General features: G+C 47.5%; 19 protein-coding genes and 1 tRNA gene. 6 read left to right on the top strand and 14 right to left on the bottom strand.

The genetic code is table 11. The features are described from left to right. Positions 1 to 16 precede the first annotated feature (16 nt). From PGW97_RS07155 to PGW97_RS07145, 3 genes are all read right to left on the bottom strand, one after another. Positions 17 to 856, bottom strand: coding sequence for an ABC transporter (locus PGW97_RS07155; RefSeq protein WP_273859477.1), 840 nt, complete (start codon positions 854 to 856; stop codon positions 17 to 19). After that, positions 853 to 1,707: an ABC transporter ATP-binding protein gene (locus PGW97_RS07150; RefSeq protein ID WP_217391192.1), complete on the bottom strand. Its 855-nt coding sequence runs from the start codon at positions 1,705 to 1,707 to the stop codon at positions 853 to 855. Before PGW97_RS07150 ends, PGW97_RS07155 begins: the two co-directional genes overlap by 4 nt. 435 nt (positions 1,708 to 2,142) lie before the next feature. After that, positions 2,143 to 2,451, bottom strand: a complete 309-nt coding sequence (locus PGW97_RS07145; protein ID WP_047885529.1) for a hypothetical protein — start codon at positions 2,449 to 2,451, stop codon at positions 2,143 to 2,145. Positions 2,452 to 2,888: 437 nt separating this feature from the next. Between PGW97_RS07145 and PGW97_RS07140 the strand changes: the two genes are divergently transcribed. The 3 genes from PGW97_RS07140 (at position 2,889) to PGW97_RS07130 (ending at position 5,408) form a co-directional block, all read left to right on the top strand. Beyond that, a complete protein-coding gene (locus PGW97_RS07140) occupies positions 2,889 to 3,920 on the top strand; it encodes a ribonuclease T2 family protein (protein ID WP_047885530.1) in 1,032 nt (343 codons plus the stop codon). Positions 3,921 to 4,332: 412 nt separating this feature from the next. Next, positions 4,333 to 4,409 (top strand) — tRNA-Pro (locus PGW97_RS07135). 321 nt (positions 4,410 to 4,730) lie between these two features. Beyond that, positions 4,731 to 5,408, top strand: coding sequence for a SanA/YdcF family protein (locus PGW97_RS07130; protein WP_047885531.1), 678 nt, complete (start codon positions 4,731 to 4,733; stop codon positions 5,406 to 5,408). 317 nt (positions 5,409 to 5,725) lie between these two features. On the opposite strand, the gene PGW97_RS07125 is transcribed toward PGW97_RS07130, so the two are convergent. Further along, positions 5,726 to 5,995: a hypothetical protein gene (locus PGW97_RS07125; protein ID WP_217391191.1), complete on the bottom strand. Its 270-nt coding sequence runs from the start codon at positions 5,993 to 5,995 to the stop codon at positions 5,726 to 5,728. A gap of 165 nt (positions 5,996 to 6,160) precedes the next feature. Here PGW97_RS07125 and PGW97_RS07120 point away from each other — a divergent pair, with 165 nt between their 5' ends. After that, entirely contained in the window at positions 6,161 to 7,531 is a 1,371-nt protein-coding gene (locus PGW97_RS07120; protein WP_047885533.1) for an SLC13 family permease, read from the top strand. 379 nt (positions 7,532 to 7,910) lie between these two features. On the opposite strand, the gene PGW97_RS07115 is transcribed toward PGW97_RS07120, so the two are convergent. After that, complete coding sequence (locus PGW97_RS07115) at positions 7,911 to 8,891, bottom strand: Gfo/Idh/MocA family protein (RefSeq protein WP_047885534.1); 981 nt, start codon at positions 8,889 to 8,891, stop codon at positions 7,911 to 7,913. A gap of 157 nt (positions 8,892 to 9,048) precedes the next feature. On the opposite strand from PGW97_RS07115, the gene PGW97_RS07110 reads away from it, so the two are divergent. After that, positions 9,049 to 10,119 (top strand): ketoacyl-ACP synthase III, encoded by a 1,071-nt coding sequence (locus PGW97_RS07110; RefSeq protein ID WP_047885535.1) that lies wholly within the window; start codon positions 9,049 to 9,051, stop codon positions 10,117 to 10,119. Positions 10,120 to 10,363: 244 nt separating this feature from the next. Here PGW97_RS07110 and PGW97_RS07105 read toward each other — a convergent pair whose 3' ends face one another. From PGW97_RS07105 to PGW97_RS07065, 9 genes are all read right to left on the bottom strand, one after another. After that, entirely contained in the window at positions 10,364 to 11,626 is a 1,263-nt protein-coding gene (locus tag PGW97_RS07105) for a DEAD/DEAH box helicase (protein ID WP_273859471.1), read from the bottom strand. Positions 11,627 to 11,881: 255 nt separating this feature from the next. Then, positions 11,882 to 12,790 (bottom strand): N-acetylglucosamine kinase, encoded by a 909-nt coding sequence (nagK, locus tag PGW97_RS07100; protein ID WP_047885536.1) that lies wholly within the window; start codon positions 12,788 to 12,790, stop codon positions 11,882 to 11,884. Positions 12,791 to 12,955: 165 nt separating this feature from the next. After that, complete coding sequence (locus tag PGW97_RS07095; RefSeq protein WP_047885537.1) at positions 12,956 to 13,687, bottom strand: tRNA-uridine aminocarboxypropyltransferase; 732 nt, start codon at positions 13,685 to 13,687, stop codon at positions 12,956 to 12,958. 232 nt (positions 13,688 to 13,919) lie between these two features. Beyond that, entirely contained in the window at positions 13,920 to 15,953 is a 2,034-nt protein-coding gene (locus PGW97_RS07090) for a methyl-accepting chemotaxis protein (protein WP_273859467.1), read from the bottom strand. A gap of 348 nt (positions 15,954 to 16,301) precedes the next feature. Beyond that, on the bottom strand, positions 16,302 to 17,078 hold the full coding sequence (locus PGW97_RS07085; RefSeq protein WP_273859465.1) for an alpha/beta fold hydrolase: 777 nt from the start codon (positions 17,076 to 17,078) through the stop codon (positions 16,302 to 16,304). Between the two features lie 19 nt (positions 17,079 to 17,097). Further along, positions 17,098 to 17,529 (bottom strand): NUDIX domain-containing protein, encoded by a 432-nt coding sequence (locus PGW97_RS07080; protein ID WP_047885540.1) that lies wholly within the window; start codon positions 17,527 to 17,529, stop codon positions 17,098 to 17,100. Between the two features lie 277 nt (positions 17,530 to 17,806). Beyond that, entirely contained in the window at positions 17,807 to 18,154 is a 348-nt protein-coding gene (locus tag PGW97_RS07075; RefSeq protein WP_047885541.1) for a DUF3802 family protein, read from the bottom strand. 173 nt (positions 18,155 to 18,327) lie between these two features. Then, complete coding sequence (locus tag PGW97_RS07070; protein WP_273859462.1) at positions 18,328 to 19,320, bottom strand: sensor domain-containing diguanylate cyclase; 993 nt, start codon at positions 19,318 to 19,320, stop codon at positions 18,328 to 18,330. Continuing rightward, entirely contained in the window at positions 19,317 to 20,408 is a 1,092-nt protein-coding gene (locus tag PGW97_RS07065) for a response regulator (RefSeq protein WP_273859460.1), read from the bottom strand. Before PGW97_RS07065 ends, PGW97_RS07070 begins: the two co-directional genes overlap by 4 nt. Positions 20,409 to 20,917: 509 nt before the next feature. Between PGW97_RS07065 and PGW97_RS07060 the strand changes: the two genes are divergently transcribed. Beyond that, positions 20,918 to 21,277: a glutathione S-transferase N-terminal domain-containing protein gene (locus PGW97_RS07060; protein WP_273859458.1), complete on the top strand. Its 360-nt coding sequence runs from the start codon at positions 20,918 to 20,920 to the stop codon at positions 21,275 to 21,277. The last annotated feature ends 237 nt before the right edge of the window (positions 21,278 to 21,514 follow it).

Here is a 21,514-nt window from a genome sequence, read left to right as displayed (position 1 = left end):
CTAGCTAACATCGCTATCACATACGTAGCATTTCATCTCGCCCGCGTAACCAGACGGATGCCAGGAACAACAGCACACTAGCAACCAGCAGTACCGCGTTCAGCCAGCCTAACGTCAAATAAGCGAGTAGAGGTTCACTGCTGGTCAATACGGTTACCGGTAGCCAGTAAATATCAGAGAGTCGACTTCCAAGTTCCGTTGAACCTGTCGCCTGAATCATCGCAACCTTGAAGATAACAATCGCCATAATCACTGTTAATAGTGGATAACGTGTCAGCTGAGAAACTGCCAGCAGCAAGGTGGCAATCGGCAATAATGCCAGGCTCATCAAGCCAAGGCGCGTCACATAACCAATCCAGTGCATTGCGGCACCAGTTACTGAAATGCCCAGCGAGGCAATTACGTCCTGCGGCATAAAGAGCGACGCCAGCACCCAGACAATGGCATCAGCGCTAAGCAACAAAACGGAAGAGATAGCGGGAATAACCACCAGCGCGAAACAAAGCTTGGCCGCCACTGCCAGCGTGTCAGACACAGGCATTGAACGCCAGAACATCAGACTTCCCTCTTGTTTTTCTTTACGCATCGTCTTCGGAACATAAATAAAAAACAGCACTAAAGAAACAATACCGGCGAGCAACTCATTCAATTTCCCGATGAGTCCCGCAAACGCATCCACTTCGATTCCCCAGTCAATCATCGCGCCCGAGCTCTTTACAGAGAACATCACCTGACTGTCCCCGCTAAGAACAATGGCAAAATTGACCACGGCAAACACGACAAGAAACAACGGCAGCTTGATAACGATTCGATATTCCAGCAGTTCTTTCTGTAGCAACGTCATCCAGCTTTTCATTGTTCCTCCTGCTGTAATGCCAAAAACACTTCTGCCAACGTTGGGATAGAGAGTTCCCCTAAGCGAGCCAGTTTTTCAGGGGGCTGATTGCGGTAATACCCCACTCGAGAATTTGCCCCATGTTGAATCCAAACCGGGCGGGCCACTTCTGCAGCATGGTATTGCTCGGGCAATAACTGTACTTTCGTCAGTTGAGTTACCGCATCGGCAATGGTTCCCATAAACACAGGCTTGCCGCGTTTTAAAATCAACACATCTGTCAGTAAATGGGCAATTTCATCAACTTCGTGGCTGGCAATAATTAACGCTCGGTCGCCTTGCTCAAACCATTGCATCAGGTGCTGGTAAAATGTCTCACGGAACATTAAATCCAGTCCCAGAGTAGGCTCATCAAGAATCAGAACTTTTGCCTGACTCGACATAACTAACCCTAAATGCAACTGCACTTTCATACCTTTCGACAGACGAGAGATTCGGGTTGATAACTGTATATTTGTTTTTTTCAGAAACTCATGAACAGCGTCTTTACTGAATTTCGGGTGCACGCCGGACACATAATTGATCACCTGCTTCACGGTCATCCACTCCGGTAACATGGCAACATCAGAGATGTAGGCCAGATCACGGACGATGTTCACCCGATCCTTACGGGGCGACAACCCAAAAACAGAAAGCTCGCCATCAAAATCATGGGCACCAAGTAAACTTTTGATTAATGATGATTTTCCTGCACCATTGTGGCCAAGCAGCCCCATCACCTGCCCGGCTTTCAATTCAAAACTGACATCCATCAGGGCTTTAAACCGGCCATAAGATTTGCTCAGTTGTTTCGCTTTAATTAAAGTTTCCACACTTTACGCCTGTATATTTTTTCTTTGCATTTATTTTTTGACAGGCCAGATTTCTTGGCACAATCAATGCTGAAGCACTAGTTTATACCAAGCCTAAATTGATATACAGAATCCAATAGATTGCTCAGTTGATAGCACAGAATGAGCAAGATGACAGCGTCCGTTTCAATTGTAAGAAACTTATATTACATCAGACAAAGGAAAGACAATAAAAGACAGAAGCGCCAAACCATATTTGGCGCCCAAGTAAGAGGTAAAGAGAAAATCACTCTCTTTAATCATTAGAATTCATTGAGAGTTAACTGTGTACGCATTACACGCAACAGAAAATCGATAATTAAATGGCTTAATTATCGGTGAACAAGATATCTTTTTCTTATTCACGAATCAGAACTTGGTGCTCAAAACTCGCCAACCAAATATATGCAGTCAGTTTTATACTTCGTAGCTGTTTTCCAGCAATTCTTCCGGGTGTACCCCGTCTTTTTCCATCTGCGCCAGGATCTCATTCATACGAACCTTACGCGACTCTTCTTTAAACTCGTGCAACACAGCAATCAAGTTATTAATCTTCTGTAATGGAATACGCTTAATTACAGCTTTCTGACGACCAGGAACCTCATCAGCAAAATCAATCAATATCTGGCGGTAATCAACGCGCTCTTCTTTAACTGAACCTGATTTACTATCAACGCTTTTCAGCATCGCTGATAGCGCCTTTTCAGCGGCAGCAAAATTATCCATGAATTATACCTCTTAAACCGAATACCACATCCGGCTCATTCTGAATCGACAGAAGATATGATTGACTCTCAGCGAGGCACGGAATTGATAATCGAAAAGTCACAACAAAAAACACAGCCTCAGAACTGAGCTGGTTTGACAAACATTCTGAACCACATTCAATATGCAGGACACTCGTCATTTAAAGCATTGTCATTGAGAGCATAGAGCGTGGCAATCAGAAACCACTAAGGTTAGACAGGCCGATGATACCTCTACTTCTTGTACATGTGAACTTAAATTTCTTCAAAATTAACCTTCGTTCAGGTAGTAGCAGGTTTTTGTTCTTTCAAAATGAGTGTGGTTCACACTTGTTTGTTTGGCAACAGTTTATCTATATGAATCGTATCCTCTATAATATCTGCAAATATTTCCATACATACGCGCCTAATTAAATCATGCCAATTTCACAGACTCGTCCAATTAAACATTTCGCTTTTCTGCTCATTGCCAGTTTAGTCCCAATTACCAGTTTCGCTTCAGTTAAGGTTAATGGATCGTTCACTGCCTCAGAACGGTGCCCGGCTTTTCAATCCATCAAGAAACAAGCTAACCCGGGCGACTGGTACACTGATTCCGGCAACACCTATCAGGCATTACAGCTTAACAAACCAAATGGCGACTGGGTTCAGTTGGCCATTCCTGGTGCTCACCCGCAAGAACGCTGGGTAAACCTTAATTGCGGTAAAGCGGATTTCACACAATCTCAGTCGCCGCCATTTACGGCATCTCAGAATAATAAACGCCAAAACAACCAATGCCAGATTCCAAACCAGCATGACTCCTATGTTCTGGCTGTCAGTTGGCAAAAAGGATTTTGTGAGCACAACAAAAATGCCAATCAAAAACCTGAATGCCGTGCGATTAACCACAATAAACTCACTGTTAATAATCTGACCTTGCACGGTTTATGGCCGAATCGAAATGTTTGTGGCACCCAATATGGGTACTGTGAACCCGCTGAGCCAATGCGCCTTTCACCTTCCACGATAAAAGCGATCGCTCCCTGGATGCCTAACTTTTATTATGAAACTGACTTTGGTGAATACCAGTGGAAGAAACACGGTGCCTGCCAGAACCGCGCAGATGACGACTATTTCTTATTGGCCACAAAATTAGTGCAACAGGTCGATCAGTCTGTGGTAGGGCAATTCATTAAAGCTAACATTGGCAAATCCGTCCCTGTAACTCACTTCCGTGAGATGATGGTTGCGTCATTGGGCGAAAGTGCGACCCAAGGTATTCAGCTTTCTTGCCTGAACGGTCATTATCTGCAAGAGATACGCCTTTCACTGCCGAATGATTTTGAACAACACTCAACACTGCGTGCCAAGCTTGAAGCATATTCTGCCCAGACCGGTTTTAAAAAACGGGGACAAGACAAGGCGTTCAGAGGGAACTGTCAGGCCAATATCCGCATCGAGGATTAAACGCTCCCCCAGTTATAGCCAGGAAACCTGATTTTCCCACAACACAAATGTTCTCCCATTACACGAATGCAGCCTGTAATGGCCTTACCGGCTGCATTTGTTTCTACCCTTAGCGCGCTATCCTTACTTAGCGCCGCTCCTCGTCATGACTTGATTAAACACCGCGAATGCTTCTCTTACATTTTTACGACAGGCACACAATCATCAGTCAATCAGTAGCCAGTAGCCAGATATCCAAAAACAGACATACACAGCCAGACAGTTACAAACCAGAGATAAGATGGGGAATTTTTCACCAAACAACCGACCTGTTCTGAGAGATAGCTTAAATTTCTCGTGGAGAGGCTATTGCATTCTTTATTTTCTTGAGTACACTCATTTGCACTAACGTAATGAATATAAAGCCTTTTGGCGGACATTAGCGCAGCCTGGTAGCGCACTACTCTGGGGGAGTAGGGGTCGCTGGTTCGAATCCAGTATGTCCGACCAGAAGGCTTTTTTATTCTGATGCATCTTCCCTACTCTCAACATTCACTTTCAGAGCACCTTTTTCATGCCTCCTTCGGCTGAAGGTATTTTTCTGTGTACCTTTCCTTAATCCTTTGTTACCAGTGAAATTTTAGTCATCTCTGATTAATAATGCCGCAGATCCCGTCGCGACATGAGGACGATTCTGACCGTTAGTTTACAGAAAGTTATCAATAAATTAAGGTAGTATACTTACAGCAGGCTTGAGCGTATGTTGTTCAGTCATGCTGCTAATGATGAATAGTAATGAGGCTTTCACAGATATATGGTTCCACTTCTTTTATGAAACTGCTGTTTTTCTTACGCATCAGTGTTGTTTTTCTGATTCTGTTTGCCTCATCTGCCTTGCTTGTTGATCGGTGGTTTACGTCTCAGGCTTCGTCGCGAATTTTTGAAGATACTGCAGATATCCCAGCCCGCTCAGTCGGTCTGGTGCTGGGCACCAGCAAATATATCGCGAAGTCACTGAACCCCTACTATCAATACCGGATGAATGCCGCCCAAAACCTGTACCAGTTAGGAAAGGTCAATGTGCTGCTACTCAGTGGTGATAATGCCCATCGTTCTTACAATGAACCCTGGACCATGAAGCGGGACTTATTGAAAGCCGGGATCCCGGATCAAAACATCGTGCTGGATTACGCGGGGTTCAGAACGCTGGACTCTGTAGTGCGCGCTAAAAGTGTGTTCGATGCCGACCACTTTGTCATTATCACACAGCGCTTTCACTGCGAACGGGCACTCTTTATTGCTAAACAAAACAACATCGATGCCATTTGTCTGGCCGTACCTGAACCCAAAGGTGCTGCGGGAATGAAAATCCGTGTTAGGGAAGTATTCGCACGCGTAAAAGCGGTTATTGATATCTATGTGCTAGATATGCAGCCGAAGTTTCCGGGACCGAAAGAGCCAATCTTGCAACAAAGGCTTGAACAGGATGCCCCACATTCATCACTGTAAGCCCGCAACGCACACGCTGACGTAAATATAATGCTGTGTCATCAATTCCTTTCGATGAACCGGCTGACTAACGGATACAAAAACGCCACTGAGTTTCAGTGGCGTTTTTCATCACAAATACTGTTCAATTGACTTTCGCCTTAGAGCCGTCGGCAAAGGATCTGATAAATTTTGCTCTTACGCTACGCATGTGAGTTTGTACTTCACTCTGAATGCGCTTTTTCATCAAAACCTTCTTTGTACTCATTGTGTCCCTAGCCTTTTTGTATATTAATTATGATTCCTTTTTACTTATGATACATAAGGCATAACAGTAACTAAATACTGTATTCATCAGGCGCCAACCTTAATTGGAGCAAGATCACACTTGTTTCGCCAAAAACCTGCTGTGCGTCCATAACACCAGTCAAAGTATTGACATTGTTGTTCAGGTCAGATTCATCCAAATGATGCCCTTCTGCCAGGCGAACATCATCATTACGCCACGACTTTTTTGTTAACATCTCTGACGGTGTACCCCATAAGATGCGACGGGGAATACTTTCTGTTTCATGGGTGACAGCTTCAATGGGTATATTCCCACACATTCCCTGAACACCAACTCACAAAAAGAAAAACCCACCCGATAAAGGCACAACATTTGCGCGCTCTTTGGTTAACAATAGCCATACAACTGATAACATCTGTACCCGATTCACCGCCAAGACAAGCACTTGCTCGGTAATAACTATAATCTAGCGAAAGGAACTATTATGACAGCCTTGACCATGACCCTACGTAAGTGGCTGTTTGACCGGAACAGTATTATTCTGCTGGCAGACATCGCCCTTTTTACAATACTGCTGAATACCCTGCCTTTTGACCACAACGTGGTTGTCGGCCTGAGTATTCTGGTGTTCGTTGCTGTACTTTGGCTGACGGAAGCGCTACACGTCAGTATTACCGCTATCCTGATTCCTATTCTGGCAATTGGATTTGGCATTTTCCAGACGCCTCAGGCGCTCAGTAACTATGCCAACCCGATTATTTTCCTTTTCCTGGGTGGTTTCGCTTTGGCAGCCGCACTGCATAAGCAAGAACTGGATAAAGCGATTGCTGACAAAGTACTGCTGATGGCTAAAGGCAAGATGTCTGTTGCCGTATTCATGCTGTTTGGGGTGACTGCAGGTCTGTCTATGTGGATCAGTAATACAGCCACTGCAGCAATGATGCTGCCACTGGTACTGGGTGTCCTGAACAAAGTTAACGCCAAAAGTGAACGCAGCACTTATGTCTTCGTGTTGCTGGGTATCGCTTACTGTGCAAGTATCGGTGGTATCGCAACCATCGTTGGTAGCCCACCAAACGCCATTGCCGCTGCAGAAGTGGGTCTGAGCTTTACAGAGTGGATGGCATTCGGTGTGCCAGTTACAGCTATCCTGCTACCTGTTTCTGTAGGTTTGCTGTACCTGCTGCTTAAACCAAACCTGAACCACACGTTCGAACTGGATCATAAGCCGGTTGAATGGACCAACGGTAAACTGGCGACACTGGTTATCTTCTCTATCACTGTCTTCCTGTGGATTTTCAGCAAACCGATTAACGCATTCCTGGGTGGTTTCGGCAGCTTCGACACTCTGGTAGCTCTGTTTGCCATCGTCATGCTGGGCACCTCGCGCGTTGTTGAGTGGAAAGATATCCAAAAATCAACTGACTGGGGCGTTCTGCTGCTGTTCGGTGGTGGTATCTGTCTGAGTAATATCCTGAAAGCAACCGGCACCAGTGTGTTCCTGGCTGAAGGGCTGAGTGGTTTCCTGGATCAAGCTGGTCTGTTCTTCACGATTCTGGTTATTGCGGGCTTCGTTGTCTTCCTGACTGAGTTTGCAAGTAACACGGCAAGTGCGGCACTGCTGGTGCCAGTATTTGCGACCGTAGCAGAAGCGTTGGGTGTATCACCTGTCATTCTGTCTGCTCTGATTGCTGTTGCCGCTTCATGTGCCTTCATGTTGCCAGTGGCAACACCACCTAACGCAATCGTGTTTGGTTCGGGCCACATCAAGCAGTCTGAGATGATGAAAGCCGGTATCTACCTGAACCTGGCTTGTATTGTGGTGCTGACACTGATTGCTTACCTGTTCTGGTAATCCGCCAGCCTGCTCAAACATTCAATAAAAAGGGCCTCTCAAATTGAGAGGCCCTTCTGTTTCTGCCATATCCCGGCCCAATTACCCCCAATCGCCCCAATAAAAACGCCTTCATAGCACTCACGGATGCCAATCTACTGCCCTCTCGTCGTAATACACGAATGCTCCCTAGCGACAAAAAAGCCAGACAAGCATCTCCTGGCCGGGTTACACACAGATTCAAATAAAAAGACCAATATGAACAGCTGTAAGCTGAACATATCGGTCTTTTTTCGTTCATCGATATCGTGCGTCTAAAAGCACCTGTGTTTTTAGGTATCCTTCAGTTGCTGCTTATACATCGACTCAAGTCAGACGAGCAGTATTCACTGATTAGGTATTACAGCTTATCGGCCGGATAGCGCACACCAATAATTTCTCGAGCCTGAGTAATGATTGCACTGACAATCTGGCTGCGCAGTAACCCTTCATGGTCAACCTGCTGGCTCTCTACCAATTCGGCAAAAACTTCGGCCTCATAGCGCATCGCATTCTCATCCTGCGCTACGGACAAATCGACGACGGGTTCACCTCGACGGTGCAGTTTTACACCATGACATTCAGAAATAAAATCAACCAGTAACGTACCCTGCTCGCCCTGAATTTCACTTGGGATAATTCCATCGCTCACTTTTGAGTGACACACCACCACGTCACACTCGCGGTAATGCAACACAAGCGTACCGTGCGCATCAACACCCGAATCCAGAAGTGCCCCCTGTGCCGTAAAACTGTTAGGCTCACCAAACAGTGCAATCGCCGTGCTCAACGGATAAATGCCAATATCCATCAGTGAACCATTGGAAAACGCCGGGTTAAACGTATTCGGATTTTCACCGTCCAGGTATTTCTGGTAACGGGAAGAGTACTGGCAGTAAGACAAATACACTTTGCGCAATTTACCCAACTTCGGTAACGCCTGTTTCATGGCGTAAAAGTTCGGCGTATACGTTGCTTTCATAGCTTCAAACAGCACCACCTGATTCTGTTGCGCGACATCAATCAAGTCCTGAACTTCAGTGAAGTTCGATGCAAGCGGCTTTTCACCAATCACGTGTTTACCTGCCTGAAGAAACTGTTTCGCCTGCGGGGCATGAAACGAGTTCGGGCTGGCAATGTACACTGCATCGATAGCCTCAGAGGCCGCCATCGTTTCCAGCGAGTCAAAGCACTCAGCGGTATCATATTTTGCGGCAAAGGCTTTCGCCTGCTCCATTGTCCGGGAGTATACCGCTGCCAACTGATACTTGCCTGACGCGAGCGCTGCCTCGATAAAACGGTCGGTAATCCAGTTTGTGCCTATTACACCCAAGCGAATCATGGTTTATTCCTTTTTTTAATGTGTACCTGCTGATTGTAACAAATCCTTTTCCTGATGAATCGCTCCATATTTCAAGCTGACGCACTGATTTTCTGTTGTAATTACGTTAAGGTGTCATGGCGAAATTGTGTTGGACAACAATAATAAGAGTCATCCTATGTACTATGCCGAAATTACTGGTTGGGGAAAGTGTCTGCCGCCAACCGAACTGACAAACGAAGAACTGAGTCAGTTTGTTGATACTTCTGATGAATGGATCCGCACCCGCACCGGTATTCATTCTCGTCGCATCAGCCATGTGAAAACTTCTGAACTGGCCAAAGTGGCTGGCGAACGCGCACTGGCTGCGGCAGGAATTGATGGTTCCGAGCTGGACCTCATCATTGTCGCGACGTGCTCACCGGATACCCTGGTTCCAAATATCGCGTCGAAAGTCCAGCTGGATTTAGGGGCTAAGAAAGCCGCAGCATTTGATATGAATGCGGCATGCACAGGATTTCTCTACGGGCTGGAAACAGCCAGTAAAATGATTCAGGCCGGCAACTATGAGCATGCACTGGTTATTGGTGCTGAGCGTCTGTCCTGGTATCTGGACTGGAGTAAACGTGACACGGCAGTTCTGTTCGGTGACGGTGCGGGTGCTGTGGTATTAAGCCGCTCCACACAGCATTCTGGACTACTGACAGCTCAGCTGGGTTGTGATTCAGAAGGTCGCGACGTACTGGCGATTCCGGATTTTGGAGTCGGGATGGATCGCTACAGCCCGGATGCAGGACACTTTGCGTTCAACTTTGTCGGACGTGAAATCTTCCGCCGTGCGGTGCGTGGAATGGGAACCGCAGCCAAAATGGTCATGGAGCGCGCTAACCTGACGCAGGATGACATTGACGTCGTCATCCCCCATCAGGCAAACCAGCGCATTATTGAAGCGCTGTGCGAGCATTCCGGCATCCCGCTGGAAAAAGCCTTCATCAATATCCATAAATACGGCAATACCTCGGCTGCCACTGTGCCTATCGCGCTGTGTGAAGCCGTTGAAGAAGGCAAAATCAAGCCTGGAGACACCATTCTGTCAGCTGCCTTTGGTGCAGGGTTGACCTGGGGGGCTGGCGTCATTCAATGGGGACCGAGGGTTGAGCCACGCCATCCGTGCGATGCGGATTTGCCTGAATGCCACTTCACAGCCACAGAATTACTGGCCGACGCCATCAAAAACTGCAAACGTTAACAGCAGTTATCGGATATGTCCGTCATGAGTCTCTGAAACAACAAAACCCGTGCAGCCTAATGCACGGGTTTCTTTTCGTCGAGAGCACACCTTTTGGGGGCTGAAATATTCTGGTACTTAAGGTGAAGGCTGTGGAAAGTTACGCGATATAGCCAAATACCTATTAACTTAACCAAACAGCTATTAGCTAAACACATATTAGCCAAACATCTATTAGCCAAACACCTATTAAATACAGATACCGTTAGCGGCTGACACGACGCCCACGATTCTTATGAATCTGATGCTTAGCTTTGGCGCGGCGCTTATCGCTTGAACGACCACGACGGAGATTTTCCGGCGGTTCTGCCATTGGATCCGGCTCATAGCCTTCCAGCCATTGCTGCGGCAAGCGGGTATCCAACAGTTCTTCAATGGCTCGCAGCGCCCATTCTTCATCAAGACTCATCAACGAAATCGCCTTGCCAGTCTGGCCTGCACGCCCGGTACGACCGATACGGTGCACATAGTCTTCTGCTTTAAACGGCATATCGAAGTTCACAACATGCTCTAGCTGTTCGATGTCCAGCCCTCGAGCGGCCACATCCGTCGCCACTAATGCACGCACTTTACCTTCTTTGAACTGCTCCAGCGCACGTTGACGAGCGCCCTGACTTTTATCCCCGTTAATAGAAACTGCTTTGATCCCATCTTTACCCAGCTCTTTGGCCAGTTCATCGGAGCCCTGTTTGGTTTTCGTGAAAATCAGTACCTGCTGCCAGTTGCCGGAACCGATCAGATAAGAGAGCAACTCGCGCTTACGATGCTTATCTACCGGGTAGACCATTTGTTCTACCGTGACGGCAGTACTGTTTGCCGGAGATACTTCAATTTCTTTCGGATCCTTGAGGATACGGTACGCCAGCTCTTTCACTTTCGGGCCAAACGTCGCAGAAAAAAACAGTGTCTGACGCTCAGCTTTGATGCGCTTCATGATCCGTTTGATATCGTCAATGAAACCCATATCCAGCATGCGATCCGCTTCGTCCAGCACCAGCATGCTGATCTGGCTGAGATCAACGGTCCCGACATAGGCATGATCCAGCAGGCGTCCCGGCGTTGCGACCAGAATATCCACGCCCTGTTCCAATGCTTTTACCTGCATCTTAATACTGGTTCCACCGTAAGCCGTGACAATGCGTAAATCGGTTTCTTTGGCATAACCGCTCAGGCTTTCAAAAACCTGCTGCGCCAGTTCACGGGTCGGCGTCAAAATCAGCGCCTTCACGGTTTTAGCGCCATAAGAACGTGCCGGTTCCGCCATCAGCTGCTGGATCAACGGCAAGCCAAACGCTGCCGTTTTGCCGGTTCCGGTCTGCGCGCCCGCCAACACATCATGCCCGGCAAGCACTTCAGGAATAGCCTGTTGCTGAACCGGTGTCGGCTGTTGAAAACCCAGAGCATGGATATTGGAGATAAGTTGGCTGTTAAGCCCTAAAGCTTGGAAAGGCATGTTGGAATCCGGCATTGATAAAACGAGCGGGGATTCTAGCAGAGTTCATTCACAACCGTTAGCATCTGGCGAGATTCATTACACTTTCTCACTGTCTACCTTTTCATGATTCTGGCTGTACCCCGTCAGTATCAGCCAACACGCGGATTCCCCGAAAAGCAAAAAAGCACCGCCAGCGGTGCTTTTTTCATTGAGGTTATTTCTTTATAACCTTGTGTCCTTATAAAGAACAAAAATAGTTTTGCTATGCGATTTTGCTACAGCCGCCGATTAGCGGATGTTCAGGAATGCCGCACCACGAACACCACCAGCATCACCGTGTTTCGCTTTGATGATTTTAGGTACGCGGGCAACCGACAACAGGTGCTTAGGCAGTCGTTTAGGCAACTCTGAATACAGCAGGTCAAAATTCGACAGTCCACCACCCAGCACCACCACATGCGGGTCAAACGCCGTGAACAAGTTTGCCAGACAGATTGCCAGCATTTCCATAAAGCGATCGACATGCTCAACGGCTTGCACTTCACCTTCGCCGTACTGCTTGATGATGTCTACCGCTTTCAGATTTTCGCCATAGTAATGGGCATACAGCTGCTCGAAACCACGACCAGACAGGTAGTTGTCAATACAGCCTTTATTGTTACAGCCGCACTCAAACAACGGTGCTTTCTCGCCCAGATGGAACCAGGCATCGATAGGCATACGCGTATGACCCAGTTCACCCGCGACGTGGTTTTTGCCGGAGAAGACCTGGCCATCAATGACAATGCCGCCACCAAATCCGGTGCCCAGGATCAGACCCAGTACGGATTTTTCACCCTGCAGCTCACTGTCCCACGCTTCTGAAAGCGCAAAGCAGTTAGCGTCATTATCAATCTGAACGCTACGACCAATACGGCTTTCCAGATCTTTACGCAGGAAACGGCCTTTGGCTGCAGGCACATTTGAAGTCAGTAGTGCACCATCTTCCGCATCTTCCATACCCGGAATACCAATACCGATCTGGCCCTGAGTTCCAAATTCACGGTCGGCTTTTTCAATAATGTCGACAAGGATATCCACCAGCTTGTCGTAATCATCCCCCGGTGTCGGTACTCGCTCAGTAGCCACCCGCTCCAGTTTTTCGTTAAAGGCGCCAAATTCAATCTTGGTTCCGCCAATATCAAAGCCGTAGTACATCCCGCACTCTCCGAAAGTCATTTAAAAACAAAACTGTAAAAAATTATCCACACTTCTACACCTACAGACTGTGATGAGGTACAGATTTAGCGGGGTCTGTTCCATGCGCTCTGTCGCGATTGCCGAAAGAAACATCGATATGTTGCATATTGTAACGCAGGAATGTCATTTTATTACTGAATAGCCGGCCATACATTCGGACAAATCTTTCAGCGCGTTTGCTTCCGGCAAGGTGCGATTGAGCTTGCCGGTCATGTAGCGTTCGCGAAATACATCAAACCACAAGTCGAGCACCTCGGCATTTTTTGTCTCGCCGTACAGATCCACGATACGTGCAGCCACTTCAGCAGTTCCCAGCTGATTGGCTTTGGTGGCTTCGCGCACCTGATAACGGGAAGGCTTATCCGGATCTATCGACAGCACAGGCAAGTGATTCAGATATGGGCTCTTCCGGAACATTTTCTTGGCTTCCGCCCAGCTGCCGTCCAGCAAAATAAACAACGGCCGCTTATCCGGTTGCGCACTGACTTCCGCGGCCACTCGCTCAGGTACCGCGTATTCGGCTGGGAAAATCACATATGGCTGCCACTGTGGATCATTAAGCAGGGCCAGCATGTCGGGATTGGGCTCCGTCCGTGACCAGATAAACGCAAACGTATCTTTGAACAAATCGGCCACTAATCGCCCGGTATTGCTTGGCTTCAGCACTTCATCGTCATACATCAGCAGCATAAAGGCAGCCTGAGAATCAATGTCTGGCTTACTTGAACAAATACACAGGTGAGTACGTAACATGCAGTAGAGACAGCGCTCAACTTTACCGCCTCGAGCCAGAAATGGCCGGGTTGAGCGAGCAAGACGCTCATCATACAACTTATGAACAGCATGAATACGCATAACAGATACCAAACAATAAAAAACGCCAGCATTGTACTGGCGTCTGAATCAGTTGCAATGATTACGCGTTAATTCCTACCGTTAGACGTGTTCTCATGGTGTTTTTTACGCTTTTTCTGCTCTTTTTTCACAGGGCTTTTTCGCAGGGCATTTTCACAGTTTTTTTTCTGCTCATTGCCTCTGTTGCCTGTTTACCAACAACCTTGCCCGACGGGAAAACAGGCTTATCCGTTCACAGTTTGTAAGTTGCCAGTAAGTCCTGCTGTTGATGAGCAATGTCCGCCACCGCTGCGGCCTGTTTTACCAGGGTCAGTAACTGAGCGTTATTACGTTCTGCCTGCCCGGAAACCTGTCCGACGCTTCGCCCTACTTCGACCGAGGCGTTCTCCTGCTGCTGGGTAGCGGCTGCAATCGTGATGATTTTATCGTTAATGCCCGTGATGACTTGCTGCATCTGGTGAATGGCCTGCTGCACCTCGTGACTGAGGGTGATTGTCGAGGTCATCTCCTGTCGACTTACCAGCATCGCTTCGTTCGCATCCCTCGCGGCGCGGTGCAGTTCGTTAATGGTCTGTCGAATGGATTCTGTTTGCATATTGGTTTCTTTGGCCAGCTTGCGGACTTCATCCGCCACCACCGCAAAGCCCCGCCCCTGCTCTCCTGCTCGGGCCGCTTCAATGGCCGCATTCAGTGCCAACAGGTTTGTGCTGTCCGCAATCGAGCTAATCAGCTCCACCACTTCCGTGATCTTGTTAACATGGGTATCCAGCTCGGTCATGCGCTTTTCATTCACCGCAAACTGATTATCCAGCTCCCGCAGCCTCACAGTACTGCGTTCTATAATTGCGACGCCGTTTTGCGCCAGCTGGCTGGCCTGCTCTGCCTCAAGCTCAGATTCAGCCGTACTGCTGACAATTTCTTTAATTGAAATTTCAAGCTGTGAAATCGCCGCTGAAATCGTATTCAGCTCATCGCTTTGTTCATTCAGCGCCTGACGTGACTGAGAAGCCGCCTGCTGACTGCTCTCTGCGGCAAGATTCAGTTCGTGGCTGTTAGTAACCAATCGCGCCAGGATTTGTCTGTTATTGGCATTTGACTGTTCCAGCAACGAGCCCAGCACCGCAAATTCCTTTGGCATGCGTTGCTCAACCTGAACCGTCAAGTCACCTTCACTGGTCGCTTTGACAACCCGGTCAATTGTCTTTATCGATCGTTGTACCGACACACTGATCCAGACACTGGAAAACAGAGCCAGTATCAGCCCCGCGATACTCAGTGTAAAAAACAGCGCCGTCGCCTGTTCGCTGGCATCAATGACTCCCCGCTCACCTTGCGCCACCAGCTGATTGGCCCCCGCAGTCAGGGTTTCGAGCTGTCCCATCATCTCATCAATATGCAGTCTAACCCGTTCAGCTTTTCCCGCCTGGGTTTGCATCAGTGAAAGGGTTTGCAGTTTCAGCGCGATGATGCCGTCATCGGCAAACAGCGCTTTCACCATATCAAACGGCACGGTGACGCTGGTAAACTCTGTCATCGCCGGGTTGATCCGGTTCATTTCCTGCCAGGCGTATTCCATACCGGATAAATTGGTTCGGCGTAAATCTTTGGCCAGCTCCTGCGCTTTATAGACATCAGTTTCCAGCATCAGCGCCATCAGATGGCTCGCCATCTCAAGCGAATGATTCACGAAGTTGGTCACTTGGTTCATACCGGTCGGATTATCGTAAAACACATCCTGTCCGACACGGCTCATTTCTGCTCTCACTGATGAAACGGCATAATTCATCATGGCTTTATCGGCAAACAGGCGGGTTTGATTCTTCAGGATCTGTTGTTGTGACTGATTGAGCTGCTCGCCCATCGTGACAATTTCCGCATGCTGTTGCTGCAACTTCACCACACCATCCGTTAACCATCCAATACGGTGGTCAGCCGACAGACTTTCGAGCGTCGTCAGCGAAGTGGCCATGGCGGTATACCCGGTTTCAAACTGTTGGTAAGCCGTTTCTAACTCCTCGACCGAGGCGCTATTGATAACTGACGACAAAGCTTGCGCAGATTCCAGAGCGGCCTTGACCATGACAGCATTATTCATGGTGACCGGAATCGCCTGCTGACTCAGTGTTTCAAATTGCCGCGAAACATTTTTAAGGCCATCGTTACCAAAGAAAGACAGTAAACCGCCAGTGGTAACCAAAATGAGGAACACAATCTGAATTGAACGAACAATTGAGACTTTTGCGCCGCTCGGAGAGAGGATTTTCATTATTGTCATATTCCTTTATTTCTGTTTTTGGCGAACAGCATCAGTGCGTGATGGCCTTATACGGAACCGGGATCACACTGATTATCGCTAGCGGGCAAAGTACAAGAGAAATATGACAGGGAGATTTCAGATTTACGGGATTATCAATAAAAACAAAGTGATTGCCTTTACCGGTAACTGTCCAAGCAATCCTTTTGAGTGGTAACCTCGGGATAGATAACCTCGGGAATGGTAATTCCGTGAATGGCAATCCCGTAAATGGTAACCCCGTGTGGGGCTACCCTGCGTAATCCATATGGGTTGCTTATTGGCTTTAAGAAAATGCGAGTAATTCGCTGAACGACGAATCTAACTGCAGTCAGTGTTCAGCAGGAATCGGTTAACGATCTTTCCTACCGTCTGCGGGTCTTCATGGTGACAAGCATGAGAAGTAAACGGCAGGTTGGCAAACTCGGCTTCGGGAATCCTCGCTTTCAGCAACACAGCTTCCTGTAGCGCAAACAGAAAATCATTATCACCGCGCATGATCAGTACCGGACACTGAATAGCTTCGACCGTCTGATTCGGGTAGCCCGTGTGTGAAACATCCAGCCAAACGTCTTTCACCGCATCGACCAACCGCGAGAAATCCGGAGTCGGATTGATGGCCTGATACCTCGCGACATCCTCAGGGAAACGTTGAGCCCAGAAATCCGCTGACAAGCTTTGCAGTACACGAATCGCGGGATCATCAGGCTCAAGACGCCATTGTGAACCGAGTGTCACCAGCCGTTCGACCTTATCCGGATGGGCTGCTGCCAGTCGATACCCGGCAATTCCGCCATCACTGAAGCCAAAAATGGCGTACTGATTTACCTGCAGATGATCCAACACAGCCTCAATATCTTGTTGGTATTGTGCGTAACTGAGCGGAGCATCTCCCAGTGTTGATCTGCCATGCCCCCGAAAATCAACAGCGATAACAAAAGCGTCGGCAGGAATATACGCCCACAGAGGCTGTAAATCATCGATGGACCCAAGACCGCCATGCAGTACCAGCAGCGGTTTGCCATCCCTGTTCCCCGATAATTCATAATAAATATCGGCGCCATTGACCGTTAAATAATGTCCTGTTTTATTCATCATCGTTCCTGATTTATTACACCTAGCCATGTATTTGAACTGAGTCTGTCTCGACGTCCACCAGCAATGTAACGGCGATATCTCGTGCGTCCATCGGGTAAAGCTCAAGCGTACTCAATTGCTCAAAAGGCAGCCAAACTAACTCATAACGGTTTCTGATATTCTGTTTTTCAAGCTCAGGTCCGTTTCCCAGCCTGGCTGGTATGTTATCAACATTGGCAACAAAGAAATGTTCTCTTCGCCCCATATTCAACAATGAAAATACAGGAGAAAACTGCTGAAGGACAAAGGAGGTTTCTTCAAGTGCTTCGCGCTGCGCCGCGGTTAACAGGCTTTCCCCTTGCTCTACACCGCCACCGGGAAACACCCAATAGTCTCTTTCTTCCTTGATACGATGAATAAGCAGGATTTCTCTCTTCGGATTAATCAGAAGTAAACTCACGCGCGGTTTCATGGCTAATCTCTTTGCTAACTTTTATCTGATCTTTTCCTTGGCTTCTCTTTTTGGCCTTGCCTCCCTTTTAGCTTGTCTTTTTGTAACTTGCCTGTGTGTGGCTTGTTCGCTTCGCCCTTCGCTTTCAAGCTGGTCTGACGGGTTAAAGCCATGCTTGGTCAATGCGATCAAAAAAGGCAGCTGAGCTGCCTTTTTACCATTCGGTCTTTAGATGTTTTTGAGACCTCTGTTCGCACCACATGGCCTGCCGTGACCAAGTATCAGGAACGTGGTTTACTTACTGAACGTGCTGGCTGATTGCACTGTCAAACAGGTTTTTGACAAGACCAATGTAGTCTTCCAGAAACATCACCTGCTCATTAGTCGGACTTCGCATCAAGGCCCCGGCGAGGACTTCATTCAGGTCTTCCATCACAGCATCGGCTTCCTGCATCAACCTGAAGCGAAAATCTGGTTCCAAATCTGGGTTTTGCGAAAACACAGCCATTAAATTGGTTGCAATCATGTCCGTGACAACATCTTCAACCGTCTCATTACACGCTTCCGTTTCCGACTTCTCAAACAGTGATAAGTGCTCGGTAAAATACTCAATCAGCGCGTGATAACCTTCTGATTCAACAACCATAATTATTGTAACTCGTTCTAATACTCATTCTAACAGCACAGGTATCGGAAGCGCCGGTGAGCAATCCATTCTGCTACAGCGTTTTCATCACTGGCCTCAATAACGACATTATTGTAGGAGCAAATGAAACAATTACAATGATATAACTAATAAAACCAATAATTTGCCCTTGATTACGTCAAAGACATCTTGTGAGGAGCCGATTCGCGCTGGGTAATGAACATAGTACTTCGGTTACGCCCCCCTTGCTTGGAACGATACAAAGCTTCATCAGCACAAGCCAGCCACTGATTATAGTGCTTCATCCACGGCGCCCACTCACAAATCCCCAGGCTGATAGTGACGCCAATTTCCCGCAGGTCGATTTTTACAGACGACTCATCAACTCTGGCCCGTAATCGCTCGGCAAAATAACTGGTCAGTTCCGACGTTGTCTCCGGTAAAATGACCGCGAATTCCTCGCCGCCATAGCGACCGGCGAGATCATTCTTACGTTTGGCCTTACGCAACATAACCGAAATGTTTTTAATTACAGCGTCACCGGCTACGTGACCGAAGGTGTCATTCACCTTTTTAAAATGGTCGATATCAAACATCACCAAGGTCGACGGAGTCTGTCGCTGCCGGCAGCGTTCAAATTCTTCTTCCAGGCAACGTTCCCAATGACCTCGGTTGTACAACTGTGTCAGCCCGTCAGTAATGCTCAAATGAGTCAGTTGAGCGTTTGTCTCACTGAGCTGCTTCTTACTTTTTGCCGTATCAGACACATCATAGATGGTCATGCAGACATAGCTGTATTCTCCCGTCAGGGATTTAAGTGGAGTCAGCGTCATGTTCTGATACATTTCGACCGATCCCCCAGTCACCGGACTAAAATTCTTGAAATCAAAAATATACGGCCGATCTTCCCAACAACTGAAAGTACGGGTGCGGAGCTTAAACGTGGAGGCTATTTTCTTTTTCAGCCAGTCATCGGGTAATCCGGGCACGACATCGAACAGGTTTTTCCCCATGATTTGCTCGGCGCTGATCCCACTGTAGGCCTGCATAAACGTATTCCATGCCTGTACGGTGTAATTACGATCAAGCAAAACGACACCGGCGTCGATATTATCTATCAGCTGGATCGTCAAATGAAAATCAGACAGATTCATCAGGTCTTTCAATGTAACGTCTCCATCACTCGCTTAATTACTTCCGTCGAATTGTGATCCATCATGAATAAGACATTACACTCGACATCCAAATTTTCTGACTGATAACAGTATTCCACGGTAAATAATTCGCGTTGATCCCGTTTACCTTCTCCCCATACCATATAGTCTTCCATCACAACCGGCTGACGAACAGAAAAAGGGATATTCATTTGTTCAGATAACGAGACCAGAAATGAAGATACCATCAGGTTGGCAATATCCATTACCACCTCACTTTTGAATTCGTCTTTTTGCCCGAAGCCCAGACGATAACCAAATGCTTTAATATCCTGACCATGCAGGCACACCAAGGCCTCTCCATGTATGCCACCACCGACAAAACGCTGCGCAATGGCTTTAGACTGAGCCTGCTGCTTGATATCAAGAATGGCCATAGCCAGTTCCCCCGTGCTCAGCATCGCCACATTGGGCATGGGCATTTTAATAAATTCACCGAAATGATCAGAGATAATTGCGGCCCCCCGCCCCAATGCCACATTCGCTACCTCTTTAAACACGGTCAGAAAATCGTCCTGACCGACATGGTTCCGATCAGGCTGGGTGGAAGCAATGGCAGACGTTGAGGAAGATGCAGCCGCTGACAATGCGTTTGGATGCGAATTCTGATGAACGTATGAGTTTGTTTCAGGGCTATCTGTTTGATGAACCTCGGTTTGAAGGTTCTCGGTTTGAAGGCTTACGTTTTGCGTGCTTGCTGTTTCACTGTACGAGGCTTGAGGAAAAGCAAGCGTTATACCGACCCGCTCCAGGGCTTTAACAAGAATGGCTTGATTGAACGGTTTCGGCAGGAAAAAAGTGGCTCCATTCTGGATACAGCGTTCCATCGCCTGTTTTTGCACATCCGCAGACAGAATAATGATTTTCGTCGGGTACGGATTCACCGGTAAGGTTTGCAGTACTTCAAACCCATCCATTACAGGCATGGTTAAATCAAGAAAAAGAACATCCACCTTGTGCTGTTTCATGCATTCGATGGCTTGCTCACCATTTTCTGCATTGAGCAGGGTCAGCGCTTCGGCGTCCCCCAAATATTTCATTACAGCTTTATGGACAACCGGCGAGTCATCACAAATTAAAATTGTCTTTTTACTTTGCACGAACTCATGCCTTCTCATAAATTATTCATCGATTATGATAATGAATTAAATAAATAATGAAATTAGGTCGCAACACAAAATGATGATGCAGTGAGATAGATCGTTTTTTTCACCATCGACTCCTATTATCTCTATGAATAAATAGCGATGAAATATAAGCGTGCTACTGCAACAGCAGGATGCCGAGGGAATTATCCACATCAATACAAAAGTTTCATTCCTCAATAATGCCACGATCCATTTTCGCCAAATAAGTACCGTATTAAGTACCAATATGGCGGCAAACATAAATACCTTTGTTCATTTTCGGGCGCTTCGTTGATCCTTCGTCAGCCTGCATCACCAACCGCCATACCCCTCCTTTAATCATGGTTTTATCAGAACATGAAAGTCGCTATCATGTCGGCCACAACATGGTGTTAAGAATTGTTTCAAAAGGATAGTCCCTCATGAAAGTCATCCGATTGGTTTTGGGCCAGCTTATTCTGTTGCTCAACGCTATTTTTTCTCCTCGTGCAATGAAACGCAGTGAAGATGCTCAGCAACAAGTCAATGATCAAGCAAAACAGCTTCAGCTTTATCAGTTTGAAAGCTGCCCTTTCTGCGTCAAAGTTCGTCGTTCGGCTAAACGCCTGAACCTGCCTCTGGCGACTGTTGATGCCAAACAACCGGACAATGAGCAAGTGCTGATTGAGCACGGTGGTAAACGCAAGGTACCTTGCCTGCGTATCGAAGACGAATCTGGCCAGGTAAAGTGGATGTACGAGTCAAACGACATTGTCGCTTACCTTGAACAACGCTTTGCCTGATTTGTACTGACTTGTTGTTCTGACTCAGCCAGCAGGGATAAATCCCCTTCGCCACCTAGTCTCGGTCTCCGGTGCTGGCTGATATTCCTCTCCCCGTTTTTTCTTCCATTTGTGTGATCGCGTTTTTTTAGGCAGCTTCACAACAATAAGCTTTATCGCTTTGTCATGTGCAGATTCTTTCCACTTTTCCTGCCTTCCCCCTGAGAAATTAGTGAGCAACATCAACTCCCCGCTTTC

It is taken from the genome of Photobacterium sp. GSS17 (genome assembly GCF_028621875.1).
Classification (GTDB): Bacteria; Pseudomonadota; Gammaproteobacteria; order Enterobacterales; family Vibrionaceae; genus Photobacterium; species Photobacterium ganghwense.
This window is presented reverse-complemented; position numbering and strand designations above follow the sequence as displayed.

Bases quoted from the DNA above. Each gene is read 5' to 3' on its own strand.
- PGW97_RS07155 (WP_273859477.1), bottom strand. From the start codon at position 856: ATGAAAAGCTGGATGACGTTGCTACAGAAAGAACTGCTGGAATATCGA.
- PGW97_RS07145 (WP_047885529.1), bottom strand. From the start codon at position 2,451: ATGGATAATTTTGCTGCCGCTGAAAAGGCGCTATCAGCGATGCTGAAA.
- PGW97_RS07140 (WP_047885530.1), top strand. From the start codon at position 2,889: ATGCCAATTTCACAGACTCGTCCAATTAAACATTTCGCTTTTCTGCTC.
- PGW97_RS07130 (WP_047885531.1), top strand. From the start codon at position 4,731: ATGAAACTGCTGTTTTTCTTACGCATCAGTGTTGTTTTTCTGATTCTG.
- PGW97_RS07125 (WP_217391191.1), bottom strand. From the start codon at position 5,995: ATGTGTGGGAATATACCCATTGAAGCTGTCACCCATGAAACAGAAAGT.
- PGW97_RS07120 (WP_047885533.1), top strand. From the start codon at position 6,161: ATGACAGCCTTGACCATGACCCTACGTAAGTGGCTGTTTGACCGGAAC.
- PGW97_RS07115 (WP_047885534.1), bottom strand. From the start codon at position 8,891: ATGATTCGCTTGGGTGTAATAGGCACAAACTGGATTACCGACCGTTTT.
- PGW97_RS07110 (WP_047885535.1), top strand. From the start codon at position 9,049: ATGTACTATGCCGAAATTACTGGTTGGGGAAAGTGTCTGCCGCCAACC.
- PGW97_RS07105 (WP_273859471.1), bottom strand. From the start codon at position 11,626: ATGCCGGATTCCAACATGCCTTTCCAAGCTTTAGGGCTTAACAGCCAA.
- nagK (WP_047885536.1), bottom strand. From the start codon at position 12,790: ATGTACTACGGCTTTGATATTGGCGGAACCAAGATTGAATTTGGCGCC.
- PGW97_RS07095 (WP_047885537.1), bottom strand. From the start codon at position 13,687: ATGCGTATTCATGCTGTTCATAAGTTGTATGATGAGCGTCTTGCTCGC.
- PGW97_RS07090 (WP_273859467.1), bottom strand. From the start codon at position 15,953: ATGAAAATCCTCTCTCCGAGCGGCGCAAAAGTCTCAATTGTTCGTTCA.
- PGW97_RS07085 (WP_273859465.1), bottom strand. From the start codon at position 17,078: ATGATGAATAAAACAGGACATTATTTAACGGTCAATGGCGCCGATATT.
- PGW97_RS07080 (WP_047885540.1), bottom strand. From the start codon at position 17,529: ATGAAACCGCGCGTGAGTTTACTTCTGATTAATCCGAAGAGAGAAATC.
- PGW97_RS07075 (WP_047885541.1), bottom strand. From the start codon at position 18,154: ATGGTTGTTGAATCAGAAGGTTATCACGCGCTGATTGAGTATTTTACC.
- PGW97_RS07065 (WP_273859460.1), bottom strand. From the start codon at position 20,408: ATGAAATATTTGGGGGACGCCGAAGCGCTGACCCTGCTCAATGCAGAA.
- PGW97_RS07060 (WP_273859458.1), top strand. From the start codon at position 20,918: ATGAAAGTCATCCGATTGGTTTTGGGCCAGCTTATTCTGTTGCTCAAC.